Source organism: Candidatus Methanoliparum sp. LAM-1, assembly GCF_020885915.1.
Classification (GTDB): Archaea; Halobacteriota; Methanoliparia; order Methanoliparales; family Methanoliparaceae; genus Methanoliparum; species Methanoliparum thermophilum.
Genome location: NZ_AP025251.1, coordinates 434266 through 460220, shown reverse-complemented (window position 1 = coordinate 460220; position 25955 = coordinate 434266). Strand labels below are relative to the sequence as shown.

The window sequence follows — 25955 nt, the reverse complement described above, 5'->3', positions numbered from 1 at the left end:
TAGTGTATTACCTATAAGGGATTGAAATTCTGTTGGGAAAGGCATAGATATTTTTAACTCTCACCTTTCAAAAACTCCACCATACCTTTTATGCCACCCAAGGTTAGGTCTTCCATATGAAAGATCTTTCTGATCTCTTGAAACGTTCTGCATCCATAACTCTCCCACCTGCTCTTTCTAATAGGGTTTAGCCAGACGCAATACCTGAACCTTTTACTAATCCGTTCTAACCAATAATATCCAGGCTTTGAGTCATCCACTCCGTATTCTATAGATCCCTGGGATAGAAAAAGCTCTTCAGGAGCCATAGACGCATCGCCTATAATTATAATGCGTGTATCTGGTTTTTTAGCCAAAAGTTTCTCCGTAGGATATTTTTTAATCCTTTGCGGGTCTATAAACAGATCTCCATATATACAGTTCCTGAAATAATAGGTAGATAGATCTTTAAACCGATCCTTCATCTTGGAGAATATGAGGCTTACAATCCTTGCATAAGGAGTCATCGAATAACCACCGTTGTCTATCAAGATGACGACATTTATATCGTCTCTTAATTCAGATTTAAAGACAAACTCGATCTCACCGCCATTCTTTGCCGTTTGATATACCGTCTCATCCAGATCGATCTCATCTTTTGGACCTTTAGGCACCATATTCTTTAAAAATCCCAGAGCTTGCCTGATATTCTCAGATTTAAGCCCTGAATCTGCAGAATAATCTATATACCTTCTTTCTCCTATAGTCTTTATTGCAGACATTCTTTCAGACTCACCATAGACTCTTATACCCCTGTAACTTCTACCAGAATGACCGAAAGGGGACGTTCCATCCGTTCCAACCCACCTGTCTCCACCATGATGCTCCTCAGTTTGTCTCATCATCGTCTCGATAAACCGTTTAAAAAGTTCTTCAGGTGATATATTCCATCTTATATCCTCTAGTTTCAGGTCTCCCTTTTTGATCTCTGCATCCAGCCATTCTTTGAATGGTTTGTTCTCTAATAGTCTATACAAATCGGATATATCCTCTATCTTGGGCAGATCTAACCCAAAAAAATACCAGGAAAACGCTCTATCAAAGTTATCGATATCTTCTATCTTTTTAACAAATATAAGTTTCGATACGGTATATAATTCATCAATATTCGATATCAAACCTTTTTCCATCGCTTTTTCGAGTTCCAAAATATTCTCAATAGTAACAGGAATCCCGTAATCTTTCAATATATAGAAAAAATTTAAAAATAGCATTTAAAGATGAATTCCTCTAAATTTTTTATTCTTCCCATCAAAATCGTTGTAGTATCTCTGTATATCCTCGCTCCTTTTAAGGAGTATTCCGATAAAAGGAAGATTATTCTCGTCTTTCATCTGATTAAGCTTAGATGCGGTTATCTCTTCCTTGGAAAGAGCACCGATCCAATCAAGTATCTCACTTGTCGCTGGAGCTTTCTCAAATCCTTGGTCTCGCAGATCATAAAAAATATTTATCGCTATATCGACCAAAGACTTGTTTGCGTCTGGATAATGCAGATTAATGATCTTCTTCATCTCTTCTGGCGTTGGAAAAGAGATATAATGGCAGTAACATCTTCTTAAAAAAGGATCGGATAATTCTCGTTTAGCATTACTCGTTATTATAATAAAAGGTTTGTTCTTTGCCTTGATATTACGATCTATCTCTCTTATCTTGAACTCGTATGCTTCTAATATATCCAAAAGGTTATCCTGAACATCCGATTCGGTCTTATCGATCTCATCCAGCAATAATACACATTTTTTTTCGGAGAGAAAAGCCTTTCCGATAGGTCCATAGTTGATATAATCGTCGAACCTTGCTGGGTTTCTGCCGGTTTCTTTAGATCCAAACCGCGACTCGTATAACCGCGCGACGGTATCATGATCGTAACAGAGTTCTTCACCCTTCATCGTCGATTTACATCGTGCAACATAGATATCCATATCCAACGCACGGGCAACCTCGAAGGCAAGCTGGGTCTTACCCGTTCCTGCCTCACCCATGAGAAGCAAAGGTTTCTCCATAACAAGCGCAATGTTTACTATCGATTCGAGTTCAGGTGATAGATAGTATCTATCCGTGCCTACGAACCGTTCTAACTTAATATCAGAATTAATTCTTACCCGATTCATCTTCTGTGTCTCCTATTACTAATCTTGCTTATATTATTTTTGCATCACAAATATCAGAATATTAGTCTCTTAGAAAACTCTTTTAGACTCTTTACTTTAATATTATCTTCTATAAAGTCGTATTTGTCATCTCTGTCAAGGAGAAATGCTTTAATACCAAGTATTTTCGGTGTTTTATAATCGAATAGATAGTTATCACCAACATGATAAAAATTATCTGGCTTTGTGGAGATTTTTTTTAAAACGTTCAAGTAAAACTCAGGATTTTTTTTAACCATCTTAAAATGAGACGTAGATGAAAATATATAATCAAATAGGTCTTTAACATCTTCTAATTGAGCATCCACAAACTCAATCGTGGCGTTGGTAGATAATACAAGAGTATATTTATCTTTAAGCTCTTCTAATACCTCTAAAGCGTCTGGAAATATTTTTATTACATCTTTGTACATACCGAAAAGTTTTTTGGGTTCTATACCCAATTTAAACCGATCCAACCAATAGTTTATATCGTACCATCGAATATCTCCGTTACCTATCCGATCGTACTCTCTCTTGAATAACGATACCGCATCATCGAGACCAACACCGTATTTTTCAGAATAAAGTCTTGGCAATCCCACTTCCCATATTATATCCACAAACCTTTTGTCGGTCAGTGTGCCATCCATATCGAAAGATATTACCGTATTTTTTTTATTTTTCATCATCTTCAGCTTTTTCATCTATAATATATAAATAATTCTGTAAAAGTAATCTTCAGTTTAAACTTTCATCATCTTAATCATTTAATAGCTTCGTTGAAGATTATAGCCAAATATTAAACGTTTTTATCTATGTCGAAAGTAGAAAGTTATCCTGAAGAACGCTTTATCTTACAAATCGACCAAGAAAATCCTCCATGGTTCTTGAATATGAATAGTAACGTAAAAAATGGCAAAATATTTAGCTAAAGAAATAAGAATAAAAAATAAGATTTGCTTAAATGTTAAAAAAGCTCAAAAAATATAAGTTACACTATTCCATCTTTTTAATCTTAAGATATAAATCTAATAATAACAAAACAAAAACATCTTTATCTATGATCTATTCGAGTATACAAAAACAGAATAATCGAAGATAAAGATCTATCATCTATTCTATTGAAAAAGGAGGAGATAATAATCAAAAAATTTCTTATGGGCAACGAAGCGATAGCACAGGGATGCTTGGAGGCTGGAATAGATTTCGCAACAGGATATCCTGGAACTCCATCATCCGAGATAATCACATCATTAAGCATCTCTAATGAGAGAAATGTATATGTGGAGTGGTCAGTTAATGAAAAAGTCGCATTAGAAAACGCTATAGGTGCCGCATGGTGTGGATTAAGATCCATATGTGTAATGAAACACGTTGGATTGAATGTAGCCGCAGACCCGTTCATGTCATTGGCGTACACTGGAGTAAAAGGTGGTTTTGTTATTATAGTTACAGACGATCCGTTTCCACATAGTTCACAAAACGAGCAGGATTCTAGAAGGTATGCTCATGCAGCAAAAATTCCGTGTTTGGATCCTGCAACACCGCAAGAAGCGAAAGATATGGTAAAATACGCTTTTGAATTATCCGAAAAATACGAGATTCCTGTAATGTTGAGACCAACTACAAGGATTTGTCATGCTAGATCCGACATAGAGGTCGAGAAGTTTCAAATCGAAGATTTGAAGCCCACAAATCAAAGATTTGTGAAGATACCAAAAGAGAAAAGAGTAGGTAGATTCTTTAAAGATAGAGACCGGTGGGTGCTAGTACCATCAAACGCTAAGATACTCCATAGAGAACTTCAGATAAAACAGAAAAAGATAATAGAAGATCTAAACGGGACGCCATTTAATAAAAGAGTTAAAAATATAAAAGAGACCAAGATAGCAGTTGTATCTGGTGGCGTAGCAAGCTGTTATGTCAAAGAGCTTATTCCAAACGATATACCTTTCTTTAAAATTGGTACGTATCCCGTAGATATCGACCGATTGGGAGAATTTACTAAAAATTACGAAAAAATTCTCGTTATAGAAGAATTGGATCCCATTTTAGAAGAAATAGTAAAAATGTCCACATGTTCGACTGTGTTAGGAAAATATACGGGAGATGTACCGTTTTATGGTGAATTAAACCAAAATATAGTCTATGATATTCTTATTAAGAACGGTATAACCCCTGTTGTTAAATATGATCTTAAAAAACCAGTTGAGGGGCTACCTGCCAGGCCACCAATCCTCTGTGCAGGATGCCCTCATCGTTCGATATTATATCTAATCGAGAAAATTTTTAAAAATGGGATCTATACGAGTGATATAGGTTGTTATACTTTAAGCCCTTTCTCCGTGGATACATGCCTATGCATGGGTGCCTCAATAACAATCGGCAGTGGAATCAGCCATTGTGATAAAAGAGACGTAGTTGCAACGATAGGTGACTCTACATTTATGCATACCGGGATACCAGGATTGATAAATGCGGTATATAATAATGCAAATATCTTGATAGTGATTCTTGATAATAGGACAACCGCAATGACAGGGCATCAACCGACAGCGGGAACAGGACAAAATATACAGGGAGAGTCGAAGGAGTTATCATTAGAAAAAATTTGCCAAGCTTGCGGTGCGGATTTCGTTGAGACGGTAGATCCGTTCGATATCAACCTATCTAAAAAAATACTCGAGCGAGCCAAAAAAGAAAAAGGAGTAAGAGTGATAATCGCACGACATCCTTGCTATATGATAGAGAGAAAACAAAACGTCGAAAAAGCATATTATGAGATAGACGTAAAGAGATGCACTAAATGTGGAGATTGTTTGGATTACGGCTGCCCTGCTATTGAACTATACGATATAAAACCGATAATAAACGATCTATGCACAGGATGTGGTGTATGTTCTGATTTATGCAGAAATGGAGCAATAAGGAGGATAAAATGAGTTTTGATCTCTTGATTGTAGGAGTAGGCGGGCAGGGAACCATTCTTGCATCAAGAATAATAGGTGAGGCATGCATAATAGAGAAACGGCATGTAATCTCTGCGGAAACGCACGGTATGGCACAAAGAGGCGGATCTGTCGAGAATCATGTTAGGATAGACGGTACTATGGGACCTTTGATACCGATAGGCGGAGCCGATATGATCTTATCGCTAGAACCGTTGGAGACGGTCAGATATATTCATTACTTAAAGAACGATGGACTCGTAATATCGAACAATGTTAGGATTGTTCCTCAAAAAAGCAGGGTTCTATACCCTCCGGTAGAAAAAATTATACGTTCAAAGGTATCAAAACCAGAACAAGCGGTTATATGTAACGCAAACGCAATAGCACGAAAGGCAGGAAACGAGTTGTCTTCAAATATAGTATTGATAGGTATAGCATCAAGATATCTACCGTTAAAAGAGGAAAGCTTGATAGAGTGTATAAAGAGGGTGGTTCCTTCTAAGGCAACCGATGTGAACCTAAAGGCGTTCGATTTAGGACGGCGTTGGAAGATATCATAACGATCGTAGTCGACATCTGATCTTCTACTCTTTTAAACTTTTAAGCCAGGTTTAATTCTCTCTCTATTTTTAAAAGCCTCTCTTGTACCAATCGGTCTACATCTGCATATATGTTCCTACCTTTCGTATCCATTGCAACGACCATCGGACCAAAATCCCTCACGTTAAATACCCACATCGCCTCAGGCATGCCAAGATCAAGCCAATATACTGCCTCTACTCGTTCTATAGATTTAACGGCTAAAAGCGCTGCCCCTCCTGTCATTGCAAGATAGACACATCCATATTTTTCCATAGCATTCAGGGTTTCTTCATCCATCCCTCCTTTTCCGATAATCCCTCTTATCTTGAACCTTTTGATAATTTCTGGCTCTAAAGAGTTCATTCTAGAACTCGTTGTAGGACCAGCAGCCACAACCTCCCAGCCTTCATCTGTTCTTCTTACAATAGGGCCACAATGGAATATGACAGCCCCTTCAAGATTTACAGGGCTACTTTCTTCGAGCAATCTTAAATGTGTCTCATCCCTTGCGGTATAGATAGTCCCTGTTATAGATACAATATCTCCCACCTTTAAGTCTCTTACATCTAACGGAGTTGTAAGTCTTTTAATCATTTATCAACCCTCAAAATTCAATTCTACCATCCTGATATATCCGTCCCGTAGCCTGTCTCGCTGCCCAACACTGAAAATTTATCGCTACAGGTAGAGATGCCGTATGAGTAGATGCACACTCAATATGCACATCCAACATAGTCGTATTTCCGCCCAAACCCATTGCACCGATCCCTAAACTATTTATAGCGTCCAACATCTCATCTTCCAATTTAGCAATCTCTGGTTCAGCATTGCGAGAACCTATCGGTCTTAATAATGCCTCTTTCGCAATCTTCATTGCAACATCTGCAGTACCTCCTATGCCAACTCCAACAATCCCGGGTGGACATACATTCTTGGCTTTCTCTGCTGTCCATTCGAGTATAAATTTTTTAACACCGTTTTTTCCTTGAGAGGGATCTAACATATTAAGAACGGACATATTTTCAGATCCAGCACCTTTAGGAAGTACCGTTATCTCCAAATAATCTTTTTGGGGGAGAATTTCGTAATAGATATGAGGCATGCCTATTCCCACGTTTGTGCCAGGGTTCTTTCGCGTCAAGGGATGGACCACGTTTGGACGAAGCGGAATTTTTTTTGTTGCTTCTAAAACGCCCTCTTTGATAGCATCATCGATCAAAGCAAGATCTATCTTCATCTTACTACCTATCTTGACAAAGAAGATATGAACACCAGTATCCTGGCATATCGGCATTTGTGTTTCATATGCTAATTTAATATCTTCAAGTATTGCCTCCAATTGGCTCTTTGTAATATCATTATCCTCTTTTTCGATAGCCTTTTCTAATGCATCCTTTACATCCTTCGGAAAATTTGTACATAATGCAAATTTGAGAAGATTGTAGGTTAGATTCTTTATAGTATCATTAAAATCCAAAATATCACTCTTCTGGTATATTTTTTATGATCCCGCTCTTCATTAATAACGAGATCGTATCTCTTGACCTTTTTATCATCTCTTTGGCTCTCTCGTAAAGCTCGTCTCTTGTCAATTTGATTTTTGCCACACCTTGTTTCATCGCAGTCATACCAACAGCAACAGCCTCTTTAGGATAAACATCCCATTCATCCATATCTGGTATTATGTAATCCTCAGTAAGACCTTTCTCCCTTGCAACCTCTGCAAGCCCTTCCGCTGCTGCAACACACATCTCATCCGTTATACTTTTTGCTCTAACGTCTAAAACACCTCTAAAAATACCTGGAAATCCAAGAGAATTGTTTATTTGGTTTGGAAAATCTGAACGACCTGTGGCTACAATCCTTGCTCCTGCATCCTTAGCTTCCCATGGCCAGATCTCAGGAATAGGATTCGCCATAGCAAAAACGATAGGATCATTGTTCATGCATTTGATCTCTTTTCTCTTGATCACACCAGGACCAGGCTTTGATAAGGAGATCAAAACATCTGCACCATTTAACGCGTCTGATATCCCTCCAATGATTCCCTCTTTATTCGTAGTAACACAGAGATTCCATTTATATGGATTTTTATCTTTTTCGATATAAAGATCCTCTCGGTTGGGATGTAGAGTACCTTTGCTATCCAGAACAATGATATTTTCAGGATTAATTCCTGCAAAAGTAATCAATCTTTCGGTTGCAATGTTTGCCGCGCCAGCCCCTACCATGACAACCTTGACATCGTTTATCCTCTTTCCAACCAGTTCTAAAGCATTGATCAATCCGGCTAAAACCACGGTTGCAGTTCCCTGTTGATCGTCATGCCATACTGGTATTTCAAACGTATCTCTCATCTTATCAAGGATGTAGAAACATTTTGGGTTTGCTATATCCTCTAAATTGATACCTCCAAAAGACGGTTGCAACCACTTGCATACCTTTATTATCTCATCAGGATCTTTCGTATCGAGGCAGATTGGTACAGCATCTACTCCACCTAAATATTTGAATAACATGGCTTTACCCTCCATTACAGGTAATCCTGCCTCCGGGCCGATATCTCCAAGACCTAAAACTCTCGTACCGTCGCTAACGACAGCAATATTGTTCCATTTGTTTGTATATTCGTAAACTAACTCTTTTTCTTTATTTATTGCTCTGCAGGGTTCTGCCACACCAGGAGTATACCATACACTAAAATCTTTTGAAGATTTTATAGGAACTTTGGGAACAATCTCAATCTTACCTTTGTAATAAGGATGTAGCCTCATTGAATCTTCTACCGGCTTTTTAGCCTTATCCAACAATTTTTTTACTGTATCTTCATCCATCTTTGTCGTTTCTCCAATATTTTTATAACTATTTAATCTTTTAAATCATCACTTAATTTCTCTCCTTTTCATTTCATATAATAACGTGGTAAGGATGCTCATCCTTCTGAAACCGTCCATTATCGATCGCTAAACATGCTTTTTGGTTGCTTTTTAGTGCCCATTTATCTATTTGCTCTCTACTAATCTTGTACTCCTTAGCTGCCGTCTCTGCCCAGTTCATCATTGTTGGTAAGATATCGTATCTTTCTTCTGGTTGAGACATAACTCTTGCCCGTTGTAATATCCTGGCAAATAAAGGAACCAACGATATCCATACTTTAATCTTAGGATCAGATATAACCGGCATATCTGCCTTTACTCGAGAATAGGTAAGAATAAGTAGTTAAACAACAAATAAATAACAAAGAGAAAGGATTATAAAACAAGGATCGTTAATTACCATTCGATGCTATATTCTTATTCTGAATAAACCGAGCAAGTAATGCAGTTATTAATGTGGTTACTATCATAACAACGGCACCGATGGATAAAAAGTCTGATGAGAGTGCTCCTATGCTTATTCTATACCCTGCAACGATGATTGCCACCTATCCTTTTGGAGAAGGTAGATCCCTCTAGCGATTGCATTGTATATCGGTGCTTTTTTGATATATAATGGGACAAAACCACCAAAGTAGATGCAAAAGATATCACTAATGCAATCGGAAGAATAGGCAAGATATTAGTGGGATCTACCATCATACCCATAGATACGAAGAATACCCCCAAAGAATAAGTTACTTAGCGGTTTTATATATAGAGAGACATCTGTATAATACTTTGTAGAAGCTATCATAGATCCTGCAAAGAATGCTCCCATATAATAAGAGAGGTTGAGCCAAGAGAATACAAATGCCAAGAGGAAGCACATACCTATTGAGAATAGTACTTCACTCCCAGGGGATACCATGTTAGTAACATTGTAGATGTCGATACCAGCATAGCACCTAAAAAAGCCGCTGTCATCAAATTCCAGCCAAATAAAAGACCAAGCGATAATCCTACTATAAAAGATAATAGAGTACCAAGAATCAAAATGAGCGATGAGGTATATTTTACCTTCTTAAAGACGCTCAAATCCATCTATAGTCCTATGCTAAACATCAAAAAGACCGCCCAAGTTCAGCAAGATCTGCAATGTTTGCTGGATCGATGGATAATCCAGGAGTAAAAGGACCAAAAATGATACCTACAATAAACATTCTAAGAAATGGGGGAAAGTCTCAGTTTGTTGAATAATATACCGCCTATTTCTGCTGCTATTGTGATAACTGCAAGGTCCAAAAGAAGAGAATTGTATACCATTATCTTAAATGCTATCCTTTATTAAATAAAATCAGATAACACTTTTTCTATTGAATTAGAATGTGTCTGAATACCCACAGTTTCGTAAGGATCTGCACCCATTGCCAAAGCTATTAATTGAGCATGATTTAAATAAACCAACCCAAATTTTTCTTTGCTCTCTTCTTCTATCTTCTCTTGATTCCGATCAAAAGTTATTTGGCATCCAGGACATGCAGTTATCACTACCTTGGCTCCAGCATCTCTAATCGATCTTAATTTTCTTTCTGCAATCTTTCTACTATCCCCTCTATTATTTAAGGTATGAGAAAAACCCATTCCACAACACAGGTTCTTTTCAGAATAATCAACTGGAATGGCACCTGTAACAGATACGAGAGATTCGAGAGATCCGGGTATGGCAAGCTCTCTGAACATTTTAGTATAATGGCAACCATAATGGACTGCAACATGTAGACCATCAAACCTGTTAACTATCTTCTTCTTTATTTTAGGGATTAAATAATAAAGAGTCTCAAATATGTGGTTTATATTTACATCACCCTTATATTTTAACCCCATCTCTTTCAAAATTTTATTGGACTCTTCTGCAGCTCCATCGTTCAACACTTTTTTACACTCATTCAATACGCCATAAGAAGTAACACATGCCGTTGCAATGTTATTATACCCTTTTTCTTCTGCTATTGCGAAGTTTCTGGCATTGATATTGACTGTGGTCTCAAATGAAATGATACCAGAATAGTATCCAAAACCGGTACAGGTAGATTGGCAAGAATCATCTATATAATCCACACCTATCTTGTCAAGGATAAATCTGATCGATTCTGTAGCCCCAGGATAATGAGAGTCCATAAAACAACTTTTAAAAAAATAAATTTTATCTGTTTGTATCTTTTTTAAATATTGGACTTTGGCTTCTTCTCTCTTATTAAACTTTGTCTTTTTACTCATATCCACAATCTTCTGTATATCATTGATCGCGTCCTGTGGAATTATACGAGGAAGCTTAAGATTGAATTTTTTCACTTCTTGCCATGCTCTTTCATAACTACTTCCCCAATCCGGAAAATATTTAGGCTGAAGGATCTCTGGTGTTATACATAGACCTTTTTCATAAAATGTCTTGTATATATCATGATCTTGGAAACCATTTATCTCTTCATTCATAATTTTTGCAATATTTGCTGGATTATTTTCTGATCTACATATATCTTTACATGAATAACAGTGAAAACATTTATCATAAGGATAATTTCTCTGATTTATACCGTTTAAGATTCTGTAAATCATTTCTCGAGGATTGTAGTCTGGATTAATAGATGCAGCAGGGCATACTGCGGTACATGCGCCACACTGCATACAATATGAAAACTCTAAACGCGGATCCGATTTTAAATTATTCATTGTTGCTTGTACCATAATAAATTAATTAAGCACCCTTTCATATATATAGTTTCCTATTACAACACTATTTTATCCTTATTTTATAATTGTATGAATATTATTAACCTACAAAGGATAATAATTTATACAATTTCTTTAAAACAGTAGGGTAAACCTACACTGTACAGTCCAGCCTTGTGCTGTTGCAAATCGAAGATTCGAAAAGAACCGAAAGGTTTTCAAAGTATGCCGAAATGCATCAAGATTACTGGGATGATAATACATGCCATGGCGTTTGTCTTCTTGACGTTCATCGATTGGATGATTAATCCGATGGATATAGATAATATAAATAACAAAATTCCGTTTATTCCCGTAAAAAGGAAGATCATACCGCTTAAAAAGATTATAATGAAGTAGTTGAGCAAATTATAATTGATTTTTGTAAAAATGCTTGAAATAGAAGGGGATAAATAATATAAAAAGATAAAAGAGAGGATAGACACAATCACAGAAGATATCAATAGTAACAAGAATTGGTCAAAAGAGATTAATCCTATCATATAATTCAAAGAGTTTATAGTACCACTCCTTGCTATTCCTAAGAGATAAAAGAAGAGGAGACAGTAGATCGCATTGGCAGTATTGACGCTTGATAAAGAGATTATATAATCTTTATCTCCACCTTTTGTGAAGAGACTTGCAATGACTGTTGCAATACCAGAACTCATCCCAGGAAGCCAAGAGACTAAAGATCCCGATATGGTGCCTATGAACGAGTCTTTAAGTATCATACTCGGTTTGTGAGAGATCTCTCTAAAGGTTTGTTCAGGTATTTTTGGCTTTTTTTTAAGGCTAACTATGATAAGAGGAGTCCCAAATAACCCTGTCAGTAAAGGAAACAAAAAAGATGATGGTATGGGGATCAAAGGGATAAAAATATTCTGATATTTATATGCAAAAGTACCTAATAATCCAGAAAGGAGTATTGAGATCAATGCAAAGATCTTTTTTTTGTTTTTAGAGAAAGAAAACATACCTGATCCTGGTAACAGATCTTCTCGTTCAGTAAAGATCATAAATAGCAGTATCAAAACGAGTAAAAAAGGGGTTATCTCATCGACAGTTCTATATAACATTAAAAACAAGAGAGCGAAGATAGGCATAAGCAAAAACGATAAATGTATGGCTAAAGCGCTCCCAACCGCTGATAGTCTTATTACTTCGATGCTCCTCCCCTCTAAGAGTAATTTGTGTGAAGGAAGAACGGCTATGGCTGTCTCTTCGTCTGGTGCTCCTATAAAAACAGATGGGATTATATTAATGAAAGTGTTTGTTATGTAGCTGGAGAATAGAATTATTGCCGTGTAAAAAGTAGGTATTGGAAAAAGAGGGGAAAGACTTGAGAGAACCAGTGCGATACTATTTACGTGGATTCCTGGAAGCAATCCGGTAAATATTCCAAGTAGAAAACCTATCAAAATAGATATTAATAATAGGATGATATCCACATTTTATGCCTGATCTCTTTTTATTTATAATAATATTTATACAATATATGGTTGCAGTAATAGATAATAATGGAAAGATAACAGTGAAAGATAGTGGGAAAACCATCCTATCATCCCCAGTAGAGGTATTGTTCTTGATGGAGAAAGAGAGATTAGAAGTTTTTTCGGCAGACGGTAATAGTCTATCTAAGAAAAATTTTTTAACTATTGCGTCTAAATTCGATAAAAAATTCGAGATAAAGTTTATCGTTTATAAAGACCTAAGAGAGCGGGGATATAGGATAAAAACAGGAGTGATGGGACTTAGGTTATACCCAAGAGGAAAAAAGCCTGGAGAGAGTGAGTCTACTCATTACATAATCACTATATCGGAAAGGGACGTGTTATCGGTAAAATATATAAAAGAGCAAGTAAATTTAGCCAGAAATTTAAGAAAAAAACTAATAATAGGCGTGGTTGATGAAGATGGGGAGGTGACGTACTACAATATCAAAGAGATAGAGTTTGATACAAAACCATCAAAAAAAAATAGACCGAAAAAACCGTATCATGCTGATTTTTTAGAAGAGAATGTTTTTATATGGGATAAAGATGCGGTAGATGATCTCTTCTTGGAAGAATATTATGGGAAGCAATTTTTAGGTGATAGTCTACAATTGTCATTGACCGAGGCAGCGTATCTATCTGAACAAGGGATAATAGATCTGTACAAAGATAACGTTAAATTAACTCTTGATGATTTTATAGATTTATGCACAAGAAAGGTCGAGAATTTTTATAATATATTCTTAGTATACAGAGATCTTAAAGAGAAAGGGTTGACTCTTAAAACGGGCTACAAATTTGGTATCGATTTTAGAGTATATGATAATAAAGATCTATCTTGGGCCACAGATCGAGTATCCACAACCAAGATTGAACATTCAAAATATCTTTTACAGGTCTTTCATATTTCATATGCATTTAAGATACCTGATATGGCAAGATCGGTTAGAATGGCTAATAGCGTAAGAAAGAGGATGATATTTGCTGGTGTTGATACAGCGACAGGAAATATATCTTATATCAATATAAGCTGGACAAAACTTTGACGCAATGATTATCACATCAATACTCTTCCAGTCTGCATATACCATAGGTAGAGGTCCAACTCACCAAGACTTAGTCTTACGATATCAGATATATCTTCTAATATAGATTCTAAACCTAAATAACTTTTTCGTGTAAGACTTTTTGGAATCGATTCTATGATATTATAACTATTCAATACTCGTAAGATATGCCTATCGAGGATAGCAAGATTCATATAACCGACATTTCTTAAAAAATGGCTTGATTCTTTATATCCGATACCTTTAATATTTGATACTAGCCATTCCCTTGCCTCTTTTTTGTCTTCATACCCAATTAACAGATCTTTGATTTTTTTATACCGCCTAGCCTCAACTATATATTCTGCCCGTTTGTTATAAAATCTATGCCCTTCCTCCTTTAAAATCCTTTTTAAATCGTTTAAAGAGAGATTTAAGAATCCATCAGCCCCAATCTTGTTCTTTATTTTGATACCAAGCGATGCAGAAGAGTTTGCAGTCAAAATACAAAAACATAATTCTGAAAACCAACATTCGTTATCTTTTTTCTGGTTCTTTTTAAATAGATCTACCCTTGAATTGACTAAACTTACAACTTTGTTATCTCTCTTTAATCTATATATATTATCGATCAATCCGTTTTTATTCAGTTTTATAGCCAAATTCTGCCTCCACTGCTTCACGTATTATATACCCTGCCTTATGCAAGATCGTATCACCGAGTTCTATATCTCTATCCATACTTGCAGTGCATGGATAAGAATGATGCGCTTCGGATATTATTCCCCTGATCTCATCTTTATTGAGTCTTACACCCTCTAATTTTCTAGCTACAAACCAAGTAGAGCCACAAGGAGCACTTTGATCTACAGATACTCTTACAATAATATCCTTCATAGTCTTTATTTTAACTATCGGCATTCCTATCTTGAATTCATCGATAAATTCTTTTATTACCCCTTTACTTGATGTCAAACTGCAAAAAGGTTTTGGAAAAGATGTCTCGATATTTAATCCCTTACAGATAGTCTCAATTTGTTTTTTAAGGCCTAATGAAATATCATGAGGATCTTCTATAGGAAAAATTAGCCCTTTTATTCCAATGTCTTTAAGTTTATATGGCAATTCTAACAGGATATCTTGATGTATTCCATGTATTATAGCAATATCTGCTGATGGAATATCTTTTGGAATATGTTCTTCAGGATTTTCTATAAATAAAGGAAACGATTCTATACTTTTAAATCGTATTACAGATGTAATATTTTTAGAATAATCATATTTGCCATATCTACAGTCTATACAAGAGATACAAGATGTACAAAAATCTTTATAATTAAGGAGATTACCAACTATTCTTTCTCCAAAATTACTTCCGTATATAATTAATAAATTCAAAAGGCTCATTTATTAAATATCTAATCATTTATAATACTAATTGATAATATTTTTGAGAGAGAGTTATATGTTTGAACGATCGATACATTTATTAAAAGGATTCTGGAGACTGACCAGATTAGAACATGGCATAATCTTGATAATTGCCGTATTTATCGGAGCAATCATTACGTCCAAGAATCTTGTCCCGTTAGATACATTTATTTATGCATCTTTATCTGTATTATGTATTGAGGTAGGGACATTTGCTTTAAACGATTATTTCGATCTAGATGTAGACATTAAGAACAAAAGGATAGATCGACCGCTTGTTAGTGGTGACTTAAAACCACGTACCGCTTTTTATTTATCCTGTTTCTCAATTCCGTTAGGAGTGTTTTTTTCTATCTTTTTAAATTGGATTTGTTTTCTTATAGCAATGGTAAATGCTATAATCTCTATCTTTTATGATTTTAAGTTTAAAAAGTTTAAATTTGTTGGAAATTTTTATATCGCATTTACAATGGCAATCCCTTTTATATTTGGTAGTGCAATGATAACTACTGAGATACCTGCCATAATTTATTTTATATCGTTAATCGCATTTCTTTCCGGTATTGGAAGGGAGATAATGAAAGATGTGATGGATATAGAAGGAGATATATTACGAGATACCCGATCTTTTCCTATGATAATCGGTAAAAAAAGATCCATAAAATTGTCCGTTCTGTTCTATCTGGCTGCAGTAATACTCAGCTTGGTACCATTTATAGTGAATATAGATGAAGTTTTTTTCAATAATCTTGGATACCTGATTATAGTTGCGATATCCGACACTTTATTTATCTACATCTCTCTAAGAATGCTCTTTAAACCAGATTTCAAAAATCTGGAATTTGAGCGGAGATATTCGCTTGTTGCTATGTCTATCGGACTTTTAGCCTTCTTAGTAGGGCCATTTCTTGGATAAATTTTTTAATTAATCTAAATAAAAAAAGAGAATTAACCATAATAGGATTATAATACATAAAATAAAACAAATATATATGGAAAATTGATGACCGAACGACCTTTGTTTTTTATAAAGGCACTATCGATTTTTCTAGTGATTTTCAACTTTTTCACATTTTTCAATAGCCATTTTTTTGCATGTTAGAAGATTTTAAAAGAGAATGTGCTTCAATAACATTTAGAACTAGGTTTTTTCAGGTTGTTTGAGCATTTTAGATTTGTATTTCATCTCCCGTTCAGAGCATTGTCACCAGAAGATCAAATACATATCCTGCTATAATCGCGATGCAAAAAATCGTGATAACATATGCAGCCAGAAACTTCTTTTTAAACATCGCGGAAAGGAGAGACACTTCCGGGACGCTCGCCCCAGCACCACCTATAACAAGAGCCATTACGGCACCGGTGCTTAAACCCTTCTCTATCAGCGCAAAACCGATTGGAATGAGCGTCTCTGCCCGTATATACATCGGAACACCGATATCCCGACGATAAATGTTATAACAATGAACAGAATCGTCAATTCTGCTGCTATCTGAATAAAGAACCAGCCAGCAGTGATTAAATTCTCTACAAACGTCGTATTACTCACCCACCAACAACTTCACCTGATTCATTATCTCGATTACCGCCCCCTCCGATAACCGATAATACGACCACTTTCCATCCTTCCGCTCCTTTACCAACCCGGCATCCTTTAAAATGGAGAGGTGATGAGATATAGAAGATTGGGGCCTGTTCAATGCGATCATTATCTCGCAAACGCAGTACTCCCCCTCTCTCAAAAACTTCAGGATCGCAAGGCGACACGGGTCCCCCATCGCCTTTAAAATATTGACCTCCGCATGCTAAAAATTATAAGAAGAATCGCAGACTTTCAATTTTCCGATGGTGCAGGGGGATACTCTTCCCGGATGAGACAAAGATCGTATTTTCCACGAACGGGAAACCGAGACAGATGCTCTTAAATGACAGAAGAAGTGGCAACACTCAGACCAAAGGATGGATTTTTAACGCTTGGCATATTAGGGGCGGAATCATTGAGGAAAAATTTTCCTTACCCGAGATTCAGGGTGTGCGTGATGAGTGATGTCTCGGAATTCATCGCGGAAGGTAGAAATGTCTTTGCCAAACACGTCATAGAAGTGGATGAGAGGATACAGGCGGGAGACGAGGTGATCGTTGTTAATAAGGATGATGAGCTCTTGGGAACTGGGAGATCCATATTGAGTGGAAATGAGATGCTCTTATTTGAGAGGGGGTATAGCAGTTAAGATCAGGCATGGGAACGAAGCTTCAGAGGATTGATTTTACATCTTACATATCCCTATTCTACAGATCAAAATAATTTAGAAAACAAAATATCTGAATATTCCTCAGAGCGTCCTTCTCCTCAATCTGTATCATAAAAAGAGAAAAAGATTAGGCGGGAACCACGTACGTATCCGCTATCTTGTCGTGCCATCCCTGGTTGTCCTTATCAATCACGATCCAAAGGTAGCCTATACCTATCACCAAAGCCGAAATCATCATTCCCACATATCTTAAAAGTCCTCGTGTATATCCTATTGGATAGGTGCCGTCCGTTCTTGTGAGTTTTATCTTCATCGCCATCATGCCCAACGTCTGTCCCCTGCCGAATAAATATGTGAAATATGCTGCGGATATTATGACATTCATCACACTGGTCAGACTTAAGACGAATCCGACTATCCCCAGTATTATCGCGTCTATTAGGTATGATACAAATCTCTTACCGACGCCCGCCTTCTCAATGATTCCTTCTTCGAAAATATCTGTTATTATCTTAACTCTAACCCCACATTTTGGGCATATCTCAGCGTTTTTATCTATTTCCGCACCGCAGTTCGAGCAAAATTTGTTTCTTCTTTCTTCCACCATTTTTATCTTTCCCTTTTTATTTTCTCGACGACCATATCACAGTTTAATATCACAGTTTATCTTCTTTATTCTCTATCACTCTTTTTCTTTTAAATTTTATTTTATATAGTCTTTCTCTTCCCCTATAGGAAATTATTTTAAATGATATATAAAAGTTTTGACGTTTCTTTGCTCTGTTGAATAATTCTGTTTAATCTATCTTCCTTTATTCAATTTGGATCAAAGTATTTGAGACCTTCACACCTGAAGAATCCAACTATCACATCTGCCCTCTTTCATCGTACTCGAGCTATTTTTGTTTCTGAACATGTATAATCGGTTATCTTCATTTTCGGGCTGATTTTCTTTTCCTCTATCGGCTGAAGATCACATAGATGATCATTAAGTATGGTGGAGGAAACTCAAAGGGCCTTCCCTTCTTTTCTCTATTCATTACTTCCAGTTCTCTATTCCAATAAAAAGTTTAGATCTAAGCTAAGTAAAATTCTCCTCTTCTTACTAACTTCTCGTTATACTCTTTCCAATCCCTGATCCTTTGAATTACAATGGAAGTTTTAATACTTATTCAACACAGCAGAGTGGATAATATATTTATATTGGATGAGTTATAATTGAGATGTACGAATAAAAAATTTGTATTGCTAATTATTGGCATTTTGGTTGTAGCAGGATCTTGCTATGCCTATTACAGTGCCTATTACAGGGGCGACTCCAAAAGTGAGGATCAAGTCATAAACTGGACTTCAAAAAGTGATGATCAACAATTTCTAGACTGGATGATAAGGACTGTAGAAAAATTGATGATAGACGGTGAATTTATATTAAGTGCGCTTAAGGAACATGATCTTGATGGTATTGCGATGGCTGGTAAATGGCTGTATGATGATTGTGATAAGGCATTGAGCGAGATAGATCGCTATCATGTATCTCCAGCATTAGAGCCTTTAAAAAACGAATTTAAGTTATACTTACAAGACCTTAAGCAGGCCGGATATTACTATAACAGATCAGCAAGAAATATCAATCCCGATGATATAAAAAAGGGTAATAATTATCTTGAATCTGCTTTGGGGCATTTTAAAAAAGTTAAGAGATATCTGGAAGAATATTACCAAACGAGATGAATGCTCAAATGTATGGTTAACACCGAGAGATACCCCGGATGGTAGGAGAACAATGATGGATTACTACGAGAAGAGAGAGATTCTAAAGGAAGATATTGAGAGGCTATTGGATTATTATTACGAGACGAGGAGGTGGAATGGAGAGGGGGATACCGAATGAGAAAAAATTGAGAGAACTTGGGCTAAAATGAATGATCGATCTAATCCAAATCTTTTGGTGCGATTAGTGGCTCGGTGGGGTTCTCAGTAAATCTTCTATCTCCTTGTAAGGCACTGTTATTTTTATTGTTGTCTCATTAAAATCAAAGGGGAGGCTTCCCCGGATTCATTATGGCATTTGGGTCGATCAATTCCTTTATCTTCCGCCACATCTCCCCATATCTCCCGAGCTTTGAGGTATCGACCACGGACGGAAATGGTCTAAACCAGCCGTAGATTCCTATATCTACCAGAGATCTCTTTATCTCTTCATGAATTTCTCTGATCTCTTTAACCTGTTCTGTATCGCTCGCATCCCAGAATATACAGGGATCGTTGTATGTGAGTTGCCCATGGAAAGGAGCCACGGGAACAGATTCGTAGTGAAACGCATCGAATCCATGCCTCTTGCTTATCTCACGTGTTACCTCGTAATACCTTGTAACCGACTTCATCACACCGTAAAATGAGCAGCCATACATATTTCCTCCCTTCCATCCCTTAACGGAGGTTCTCTCCCATATCTGATCCTTTATCATCGTATCCCTATCTAACATGGGCACCTCTGGGAGAAAGAACCCATTATATCTCTCCGTTATCTTCTCAACCGCTTCTTTATCCCTCTCCACCTGTCCCCTATCCCCCTCCAAGTATAACCACATCATATAGATGTCTTCCTCCATAAAATCCGTGAGTATCTTCATTGCCGCACCGGTAAACATCATCGGCCAGCAGGAGGCAACAAGATTTCTCCTTGTCATCTCTATGGAGGGCTCGACCATCGATGCATAATCCGGATATAAGGCGATCAGAGGCTCGATAACTTCAGGCATCTCATAAAGTCTGATCACACCCTTTGTTACGACTCCTAATGTTCCTGGGTTCGCTTGGAAAAGCTTGCATAAGTCTGGTCCATTAACGATATTACAGTATGGCAGAGATTGGTTGAAAGCCGCCGAGCCCGTTTGGAGGATCGCTCCATCTGGGAGTACGACCTCTATGTTGATCAGATGATCTATTCCATATCGAGTCGCAGTGCCATAGATACCTCTCAACATATAATTTGCCAAAACTGATGCCGTCGATGGTGCATACGGTGTTATGACCCTAAACCCTTTTTTTCTTGCCTCCTTGACCAACTGTCCAAAACTAACTCCCGGTTCGATGGTGGCAGTCATCATCTCCTCGTTTATCTCGAGGATACGATTCATCCGCCTCAAATCTAATAAAATGCCCCCTTTTGAGGCTATACAGAGACCTTTCCTATTGATCCCCGAGGCAAGCGGCACGACCGGAACCTTATGTCTATTTGCCAATTTTAGAATCTCTTGAACCTCCTCCCTCGTAGAAGGCATGACTACGATATCCGGCCGATGAGGGGGAACGAGCGCAAATTGATCATCCCGCTCAAACGGGATGAGATCGCCCACGTCCGAAGAAACATTCTCTTCTCCGAGAATTTGCACCAATTCTCTCTCTATTTTTTTCGCCCTCACTTTAAAGCCTCCGAAAGGATTTCACTTAAATCATAGACCTTGAAAGGCTTACCAGATTCCTCAACCGCATCCGTGAGATTTCGTACGCAGAACGGGCAGGAGGTAACTATCGTATCGACACCAACGCTCTCCGCCTCCTTTACCCTTTCACCGGCAGTCCATAGCGAGAAATCTGGAAATGCAGATTTAACTCCTCCACCTGACCCACAACACCATGCGTTCTCTCTGTTTCTTGGCATCTCGACGATATCCACCCCTATTTCTTCAAGAACCTTTCTCGGTTCTTCATATACAGGTTCTCCATATACCCCCATGTGCCTTCCGATGTGGCACGGATCGTGATACGTTGCGGTCATATCGATCTTATCATCGAACTTCACCTTCCCTTCATCGATCAACGATGTGAAGAACTGAGAACTGTGAACGACATCGAATGCCAACCTTCTCAATCCCAATAGCTTCGGATAATCGCTTTTGAGCACGCGATAACATCCTGCGCAAGAAGTTATGACCGTCTTTGCACCCGTCTTCTTTATCGCCTCGACGTTGTGTCTTGCCGTCTCCTTTGCCTTCTCCCGCTGTCCTGTTCTCAACAATGGGGATCCACAGCACCATTCATCTTCTTCCAAGACTCTAAACGGTATATCTGCCGCATCTAATGACCTAACGGTCGACTTAGCGATCTGTTGTTCTCTATAAGAGGAGGTGCATCCCGCAAAATAGACCACCCCTTCGTCTTTTGCCAGTCCCTCTTCCAACCACTCAAATCTCGCTTCGTGTGGCTCGTAATATGGATTGTGATTCTCTTCGATGCTCTTCGCAAATCCTATATGCTTTGGTAGTGCGTGGCCCCGTTCCACCAAATTTTCTTTTAAATCCTCAAAAATTTCCGTGTGATTTGCCTTAAACCCGGTTAACTCCCGACATTGCTCGAAACAAGCCCCACATCCAGTACAACTGAATATTATTTGAGCTATACGTGGTGTAACATCATTTATTTCTCTCTCGACGAGCGCCCTGGCGATCTCCACCTTTCCCGCCGCCGAAAACGATTCAAATCCATAATAGGCGAAGGTTGGACAGATCGGCAACCACCTATCCAAGCTATGCCAGTCGGCCACGGTGCACAAGTGGCAGTGGAAACAATGATAAAACTCCCCCAAATAGTCGCTCAGCATCATCTCTCTCACCCTTTTTTTCTCGTCATTTTTCATGATTTTTACTTCCTTCATATGGATGAACTTGGATATATAAAAGTTTTGACGTTTCTTTGCTCTGTTGAATAATTCTGTTTAATCTATCTTCCTTTATTCGATTTGGATCAAAGTATTTGAGACCTTCACACCTGAAGAATCCAACTATCACATCTGCTCTCTTTCATCGTACTCGATAGTGGGATCTCTATTTTTGTTCCCCCTCTGATTGTTCCCCCTCTGAATATGTTTGTATAATCGGTTATCTTCACTTCTGGAACGAGCTGAGAAAGTTTTCTTAAAAATCCCTTATGGGTTGAAGATCACATGGATGATCATTAAGAATTGTATGAACTGTAGAGGAAACTCAAAGGGCCTTCCCTTCTTTTCTCTATTCATTACTTCCAGTTCTCTATCCCAAGATCTTAAAAGTTTAGATCTAAGTAAAATTCTCCCCTTCTTACTAATCGTTATACTCTTTCCAATCCCTGTCATACCTATATCTCATCCCTGATCCTTTGAACTACAATGGAATTTTTAATACTTATTCAACACAGCAGAGCGGATAATATATTTATATTGGATAAGTTATAATTAAAATATATGAATAAAAAATTTGTATTGCTAATTATTGGCATTTTGGTTGTAGCGATAGTCGGTGCGACCGGGAGTTATTTATTCAAAGAAACTACAAACGTAGCACAACCCAGTAGTGGGCTGGAGATAGAAAATTGGTGATGGAATATGATATGATCGTCAAGGTGAATACAGTATATATCCCCGGAATAAATGATGAACACATAATAGAGATCACTAAACGCATAAAAGAGCTCGGTATCTATATGCAGAATCTAATACCACTCATCCCGCAGTACAAATTTGAAGAAATAGAACCACCAACACCTGAAGATGTGGAGAAGAAGCAGGAGGAATTAGGGGAAGTTTTGAAGCAGATGACGCATTGCAGACGGTGTAGGGCAGATGCTATTGGAAGATTAGAGCATGATGTGCAGGATAAAATACAGTTATAGAGTATTGAGTTTACATTTGTAGCAAAGATTCTCCTAAAGCGCTTTTATTAATACAAATGTATAAATAAACTGCTAAAATATGCATTATTGGATAAAAAATTTTATATTTAAAAAGATTATTATAAAAAAAGAACTTAGGGGTTACACGTGCTATCACCTACGATCTGGAACGTGATATGGGATTTTTTGATTCTGAGCATACTTTTGCTGACTGCATCAATAATTAGATCCCGCGTCCCTATTGTTCAGAGAACATTGATGCCAAACGCGCTCATCGCAGGCATGATCGGGCTCATATTCTCATGGCCAGGGATTATACATTTCAGCGCTTATCTGTCCGATTATGTCTTCCACCTTCTAAACATAACCTTCGCGTCAATAGCGCTCTTTTCGCCTCTGCCTTCAAAAGATGATCTCAAAGGAGGGGTGCTGAGCACGATGATCTATATGAATTTTATTTTAGGAATTCAGATTTTGGTCGGATCATTAGCCACGATTCTGTTCTTCAAACGATTGCATCCAACCTTCGGCATCCTGATGGGGATAGGATACGCGGCAGGTCCGGGTCAGGCGTACGCGATTGGAAGCTCTTTGGAGCAATATGGACTGACAAAGGGGGGAAATATAGGAATAATATTTGGAAGTATCGGCTTCTTATGGGCATACTTCGCCGGAATGGCTTTGATACACTGGGGAATACGGAAAAGGAAGGCTACTTTTATATCATCTTTAGATGGTGTTCCAGATGATGTATGGACCGGGATTCTTAAAAGAAAGGAGATAGCAGGATATAAAACCACTGCGGATGAAGCGATAGATTCTCTCGCGATCCAACTCTCCTTCATCGGATTAATATATCTGATCACGATCTTCCTGATCGGTAAGATCACAAGTCTATTTCCTTCTCTTGAAGTTCTCTGGGGTCTAACATTTGCTTTTACGGTCTTCATAGGAGCAATCGTCAGATATTTATTAGAAGGAGTAAAGATGATGAACATCGTCGATTCGGGTCTTCAAAGAAGAATCGCTGGAACGAGCACGGACTACCTCATAGTTGCGGCATTGTGCTCGATACAGTTGCCCGTTGTAAGAGCGTATATCACGCCGATAATCATTATCGCATTGCTGGGCGGAATTGCAACGTTATTCTTCTCGATCTGGTTAGCACCAAGGATATGGGATCACACTTTCGAGAGGATGGTCATCTGTTTCGGGGTGCTCACGGGAACGATGTCCTCGGGCATAATGCTCGGAAGAATCGTAGATCCATTGCACAGGAGCAGAGCAGTCGTGGATTATGCTTGTGGAATGATACCGGGTTTGTTATTCTTCTGGGTACCACTCTTTATAGTTGTTTATATGCTAATATTGAAAGAAAGCATTCTTATCTACTTGATCATCGTAGCTATATTCACGTTTGCCTCGTTCTTAATGTGGAGGATCTTTGGGATATGGACAGGTAAAAATTGGAACGATTTATGATGATAAAACCAACAATAAAAAAGAAAAAATGAAGAGGATTACAAACACGGGGTCTATTTTATCCGTTAGTATTTATGTTTTAGTATTTACGTGCTCTGTTGAATAAATCGTAACTTTTTCATACTGACTAAATATATATTGAGAGTTTTGCAAAACCTCCTCAAATGACTATAAATATAAACACATAAGCAATAATTGTATGATCCCAAGATCGACCATCCGCATTATATTGCTGTGTTGAATAATTCTGTTTGTTAATCTATCTTCCTTTATTCAATTTGGATCAAAGTATTTGAGACCTTCACACCTGAAGAATCCAACGCAATTATCACATCTTCATTGCTCTCTTTCATCGTACTCGATAGTGGGATCTCTATTTTTGTTTCTGAATATGTTTGTATAATCGGTTATCTTCACTTCTGGAACGAGCTGAGAAAGTTTTCTTAAAAATCCCTTATGGGTTGAAGATCACATGGATGATCATTAAGTATGATGGAGGAAACTCAAAGGGCCTTCCCTTCTTTTCTCTATTCATTACTTCCAGTTCTCTATCCCAAGATCTTAAAAGTTTAGATCTAAGTAAAATTCTCCCCTTCTTACTAATCGTTATACTCTTTCCAATCCCTGTCATACCTATATCTCATCCCTGATCCTTTGAACTACAATGGAATTTTTAATACTTATTCAACACAGCAGAGCGGATAATATATTTATATTGGATAAGTTATAATTAAAATATATGAATAAAAAATTTGTATTGCTAATTATTGGCATTTTGGTTGTAGCGATAGTCGGTGCGACCGGGAGTTATTTATTCAAAGAAACTACAAACGTAGCACAACCCAGTAGTGGGCTGGAGATAGAAAATTGGTGATGGAATATGATATGATCGTCAAGGTGAATACAGTATATATCCCCGGAATAAATGATGAACACATAATAGAGATCACTAAACGCATAAAAGAGCTCGGTATCTATATGCAGAATCTAATACCACTCATCCCGCAGTACAAATTTGAAGAAATAGAACCACCAACACCTGAAGATGTGGAGAAGAAGCAGGAGGAATTAGGGGAAGTTTTGAAGCAGATGACGCATTGCAGACGGTGTAGGGCAGATGCTATTGGAAGATTAGAGCATGATGTGCAGGATAAAATACAGTTATAGAGTATTGAGTTTACATTTGTAGCAAAGATTCTCCTAAAGCGCTTTTATTAATACAAATGTATAAATAAACTGCTAAAATATGCATTATTGGATAAAAA

At 37.5% G+C, this 25955-nt stretch carries 32 protein-coding genes; 11 read left to right on the top strand and 21 right to left on the bottom strand.

Annotated elements, in window-relative coordinates; all coding sequences use genetic code 11:
• Positions 1-53: 53 nt before the first annotated feature.
• From LPC15_RS02550 to LPC15_RS02540, 3 genes are read right to left on the bottom strand one after another with little or no spacing between them, the layout of a single operon-like run.
• Positions 54-1226, bottom strand: coding sequence for a hypothetical protein (locus LPC15_RS02550; protein ID WP_229235148.1), 1173 nt, complete (start codon positions 1224-1226; stop codon positions 54-56).
• 27 nt (positions 1227-1253) lie between these two features.
• Positions 1254-2153, bottom strand: coding sequence for an AAA family ATPase (locus LPC15_RS02545; RefSeq protein WP_229235147.1), 900 nt, complete (start codon positions 2151-2153; stop codon positions 1254-1256).
• 53 nt (positions 2154-2206) lie between these two features.
• Positions 2207-2863, bottom strand: a complete 657-nt coding sequence (locus tag LPC15_RS02540) for an HAD family hydrolase (protein ID WP_229235146.1) — start codon at positions 2861-2863, stop codon at positions 2207-2209.
• A 432-nt stretch (positions 2864-3295) separates the two neighbouring features.
• Here LPC15_RS02540 and iorA point away from each other — a divergent pair, with 432 nt between their 5' ends.
• Both iorA and LPC15_RS02530 read left to right on the top strand, forming a co-directional pair.
• A complete protein-coding gene (iorA, locus tag LPC15_RS02535) occupies positions 3296-5116 on the top strand; it encodes an indolepyruvate ferredoxin oxidoreductase subunit alpha (protein ID WP_229235145.1) in 1821 nt (606 codons plus the stop codon).
• Complete coding sequence (locus LPC15_RS02530; RefSeq protein WP_229235144.1) at positions 5113-5685, top strand: indolepyruvate oxidoreductase subunit beta; 573 nt, start codon at positions 5113-5115, stop codon at positions 5683-5685. Before iorA ends, LPC15_RS02530 begins: the two co-directional genes overlap by 4 nt.
• A 40-nt stretch (positions 5686-5725) precedes the next feature.
• On the opposite strand, the gene LPC15_RS02525 is transcribed toward LPC15_RS02530, so the two are convergent.
• From LPC15_RS02525 to LPC15_RS02490, 9 genes are all read right to left on the bottom strand, one after another.
• Positions 5726-6301: a FumA C-terminus/TtdB family hydratase beta subunit gene (locus LPC15_RS02525; RefSeq protein WP_229235143.1), complete on the bottom strand. Its 576-nt coding sequence runs from the start codon at positions 6299-6301 to the stop codon at positions 5726-5728.
• A gap of 10 nt (positions 6302-6311) precedes the next feature.
• Positions 6312-7184 (bottom strand): fumarate hydratase, encoded by an 873-nt coding sequence (locus LPC15_RS02520; protein ID WP_229235142.1) that lies wholly within the window; start codon positions 7182-7184, stop codon positions 6312-6314.
• Between the two features lie 4 nt (positions 7185-7188).
• Positions 7189-8541 carry an NAD(P)-dependent malic enzyme gene (locus tag LPC15_RS02515; protein WP_229235141.1) on the bottom strand — a complete coding sequence of 451 codons (1353 nt, stop codon included), beginning with the start codon at positions 8539-8541 and terminating at the stop codon, positions 7189-7191.
• 73 nt (positions 8542-8614) lie between these two features.
• A complete protein-coding gene (locus LPC15_RS02510; RefSeq protein WP_229235140.1) occupies positions 8615-8890 on the bottom strand; it encodes a hypothetical protein in 276 nt (91 codons plus the stop codon).
• Between the two features lie 85 nt (positions 8891-8975).
• Positions 8976-9131 carry a hypothetical protein gene (locus LPC15_RS02505; RefSeq protein ID WP_229235139.1) on the bottom strand — a complete coding sequence of 52 codons (156 nt, stop codon included), beginning with the start codon at positions 9129-9131 and terminating at the stop codon, positions 8976-8978.
• 134 nt (positions 9132-9265) lie between these two features.
• Complete coding sequence (locus LPC15_RS07000) at positions 9266-9454, bottom strand: hypothetical protein (RefSeq protein WP_420709493.1); 189 nt, start codon at positions 9452-9454, stop codon at positions 9266-9268.
• A gap of 2 nt (positions 9455-9456) precedes the next feature.
• A complete protein-coding gene (locus tag LPC15_RS02500) occupies positions 9457-9666 on the bottom strand; it encodes a hypothetical protein (protein WP_229235138.1) in 210 nt (69 codons plus the stop codon).
• Positions 9667-9909: 243 nt separating this feature from the next.
• Positions 9910-11310 carry a heterodisulfide reductase-related iron-sulfur binding cluster gene (locus LPC15_RS02495; protein ID WP_229235137.1) on the bottom strand — a complete coding sequence of 467 codons (1401 nt, stop codon included), beginning with the start codon at positions 11308-11310 and terminating at the stop codon, positions 9910-9912.
• A gap of 203 nt (positions 11311-11513) precedes the next feature.
• A complete protein-coding gene (locus tag LPC15_RS02490) occupies positions 11514-12785 on the bottom strand; it encodes a tripartite tricarboxylate transporter permease (RefSeq protein ID WP_229235136.1) in 1272 nt (423 codons plus the stop codon).
• A 5-nt stretch (positions 12786-12790) separates the two neighbouring features.
• Between LPC15_RS02490 and endA the strand changes: the two genes are divergently transcribed.
• Positions 12791-13876 carry a tRNA-intron lyase gene (gene endA, locus LPC15_RS02485; protein ID WP_229235135.1) on the top strand — a complete coding sequence of 362 codons (1086 nt, stop codon included), beginning with the start codon at positions 12791-12793 and terminating at the stop codon, positions 13874-13876.
• 11 nt (positions 13877-13887) lie between these two features.
• Here endA and LPC15_RS02480 read toward each other — a convergent pair whose 3' ends face one another.
• Together LPC15_RS02480 and LPC15_RS02475 are read right to left on the bottom strand one after the other, a co-directional pair.
• On the bottom strand, positions 13888-14532 hold the full coding sequence (locus LPC15_RS02480; RefSeq protein ID WP_420709492.1) for an N-glycosylase/DNA lyase: 645 nt from the start codon (positions 14530-14532) through the stop codon (positions 13888-13890).
• Positions 14519-15274 carry a DUF166 domain-containing protein gene (locus LPC15_RS02475; protein WP_229235133.1) on the bottom strand — a complete coding sequence of 252 codons (756 nt, stop codon included), beginning with the start codon at positions 15272-15274 and terminating at the stop codon, positions 14519-14521. The genes LPC15_RS02480 and LPC15_RS02475 overlap by 14 nt, the downstream gene beginning before the upstream one ends.
• Positions 15275-15341: 67 nt before the next feature.
• Between LPC15_RS02475 and LPC15_RS02470 the strand changes: the two genes are divergently transcribed.
• Positions 15342-16223: a UbiA family prenyltransferase gene (locus LPC15_RS02470; protein WP_229235132.1), complete on the top strand. Its 882-nt coding sequence runs from the start codon at positions 15342-15344 to the stop codon at positions 16221-16223.
• A 277-nt stretch (positions 16224-16500) separates the two neighbouring features.
• Here LPC15_RS02470 and LPC15_RS02465 read toward each other — a convergent pair whose 3' ends face one another.
• Complete coding sequence (locus tag LPC15_RS02465) at positions 16501-16734, bottom strand: permease (RefSeq protein ID WP_229235131.1); 234 nt, start codon at positions 16732-16734, stop codon at positions 16501-16503.
• A gap of 114 nt (positions 16735-16848) precedes the next feature.
• Entirely contained in the window at positions 16849-17085 is a 237-nt protein-coding gene (locus tag LPC15_RS02460) for a metalloregulator ArsR/SmtB family transcription factor (protein ID WP_229235130.1), read from the bottom strand.
• Positions 17086-17232: 147 nt separating this feature from the next.
• Here LPC15_RS02460 and LPC15_RS02455 point away from each other — a divergent pair, with 147 nt between their 5' ends.
• Positions 17233-17538 (top strand): PUA domain-containing protein, encoded by a 306-nt coding sequence (locus LPC15_RS02455; RefSeq protein ID WP_229235129.1) that lies wholly within the window; start codon positions 17233-17235, stop codon positions 17536-17538.
• Positions 17539-17686: 148 nt separating this feature from the next.
• Here LPC15_RS02455 and LPC15_RS02450 read toward each other — a convergent pair whose 3' ends face one another.
• Positions 17687-18166, bottom strand: coding sequence for an RDD family protein (locus LPC15_RS02450; protein WP_229235128.1), 480 nt, complete (start codon positions 18164-18166; stop codon positions 17687-17689).
• A gap of 611 nt (positions 18167-18777) precedes the next feature.
• Between LPC15_RS02450 and LPC15_RS02445 the strand changes: the two genes are divergently transcribed.
• Positions 18778-19290, top strand: a complete 513-nt coding sequence (locus LPC15_RS02445) for a hypothetical protein (RefSeq protein WP_229235127.1) — start codon at positions 18778-18780, stop codon at positions 19288-19290.
• 302 nt (positions 19291-19592) lie between these two features.
• On the opposite strand, the gene LPC15_RS02440 is transcribed toward LPC15_RS02445, so the two are convergent.
• From LPC15_RS02440 to LPC15_RS02430, 3 genes are all read right to left on the bottom strand, one after another.
• Positions 19593-20984: an FAD-binding oxidoreductase gene (locus LPC15_RS02440; protein WP_229235126.1), complete on the bottom strand. Its 1392-nt coding sequence runs from the start codon at positions 20982-20984 to the stop codon at positions 19593-19595.
• Positions 20981-22216, bottom strand: a complete 1236-nt coding sequence (locus LPC15_RS02435) for a (Fe-S)-binding protein (RefSeq protein ID WP_229235125.1) — start codon at positions 22214-22216, stop codon at positions 20981-20983. The genes LPC15_RS02440 and LPC15_RS02435 overlap by 4 nt, the downstream gene beginning before the upstream one ends.
• A gap of 270 nt (positions 22217-22486) precedes the next feature.
• Positions 22487-22672 (bottom strand): hypothetical protein, encoded by a 186-nt coding sequence (locus tag LPC15_RS02430; protein ID WP_229235124.1) that lies wholly within the window; start codon positions 22670-22672, stop codon positions 22487-22489.
• A gap of 108 nt (positions 22673-22780) precedes the next feature.
• Here LPC15_RS02430 and LPC15_RS06925 point away from each other — a divergent pair, with 108 nt between their 5' ends.
• The 3 genes from LPC15_RS06925 (at position 22781) to LPC15_RS02420 (ending at position 24690) form a co-directional block, all read left to right on the top strand.
• The gene (locus LPC15_RS06925; RefSeq protein WP_267496961.1) at positions 22781-22915 is read left to right on the top strand and encodes a hypothetical protein; all 135 of its coding nucleotides are present in this window, start codon (positions 22781-22783) and stop codon (positions 22913-22915) included.
• The gene (locus tag LPC15_RS02425) at positions 22909-23208 is read left to right on the top strand and encodes a hypothetical protein (protein ID WP_229235122.1); all 300 of its coding nucleotides are present in this window, start codon (positions 22909-22911) and stop codon (positions 23206-23208) included. The genes LPC15_RS06925 and LPC15_RS02425 overlap by 7 nt, the downstream gene beginning before the upstream one ends.
• Before the next feature lie 258 nt (positions 23209-23466).
• Entirely contained in the window at positions 23467-24690 is a 1224-nt protein-coding gene (locus tag LPC15_RS02420) for a hypothetical protein (RefSeq protein WP_229235121.1), read from the top strand.
• Between the two features lie 454 nt (positions 24691-25144).
• Here the strand turns inward: LPC15_RS02420 and LPC15_RS02415 are convergent, their stop codons facing one another.
• Entirely contained in the window at positions 25145-25321 is a 177-nt protein-coding gene (locus LPC15_RS02415) for a hypothetical protein (protein ID WP_229235123.1), read from the bottom strand.
• Positions 25322-25429: 108 nt separating this feature from the next.
• On the opposite strand from LPC15_RS02415, the gene LPC15_RS06920 reads away from it, so the two are divergent.
• Together LPC15_RS06920 and LPC15_RS02410 are read left to right on the top strand one after the other, a co-directional pair.
• The gene (locus tag LPC15_RS06920; RefSeq protein WP_267496961.1) at positions 25430-25564 is read left to right on the top strand and encodes a hypothetical protein; all 135 of its coding nucleotides are present in this window, start codon (positions 25430-25432) and stop codon (positions 25562-25564) included.
• Entirely contained in the window at positions 25558-25857 is a 300-nt protein-coding gene (locus tag LPC15_RS02410) for a hypothetical protein (RefSeq protein WP_229235122.1), read from the top strand. The genes LPC15_RS06920 and LPC15_RS02410 overlap by 7 nt, the downstream gene beginning before the upstream one ends.
• The last annotated feature ends 98 nt before the right edge of the window (positions 25858-25955 follow it).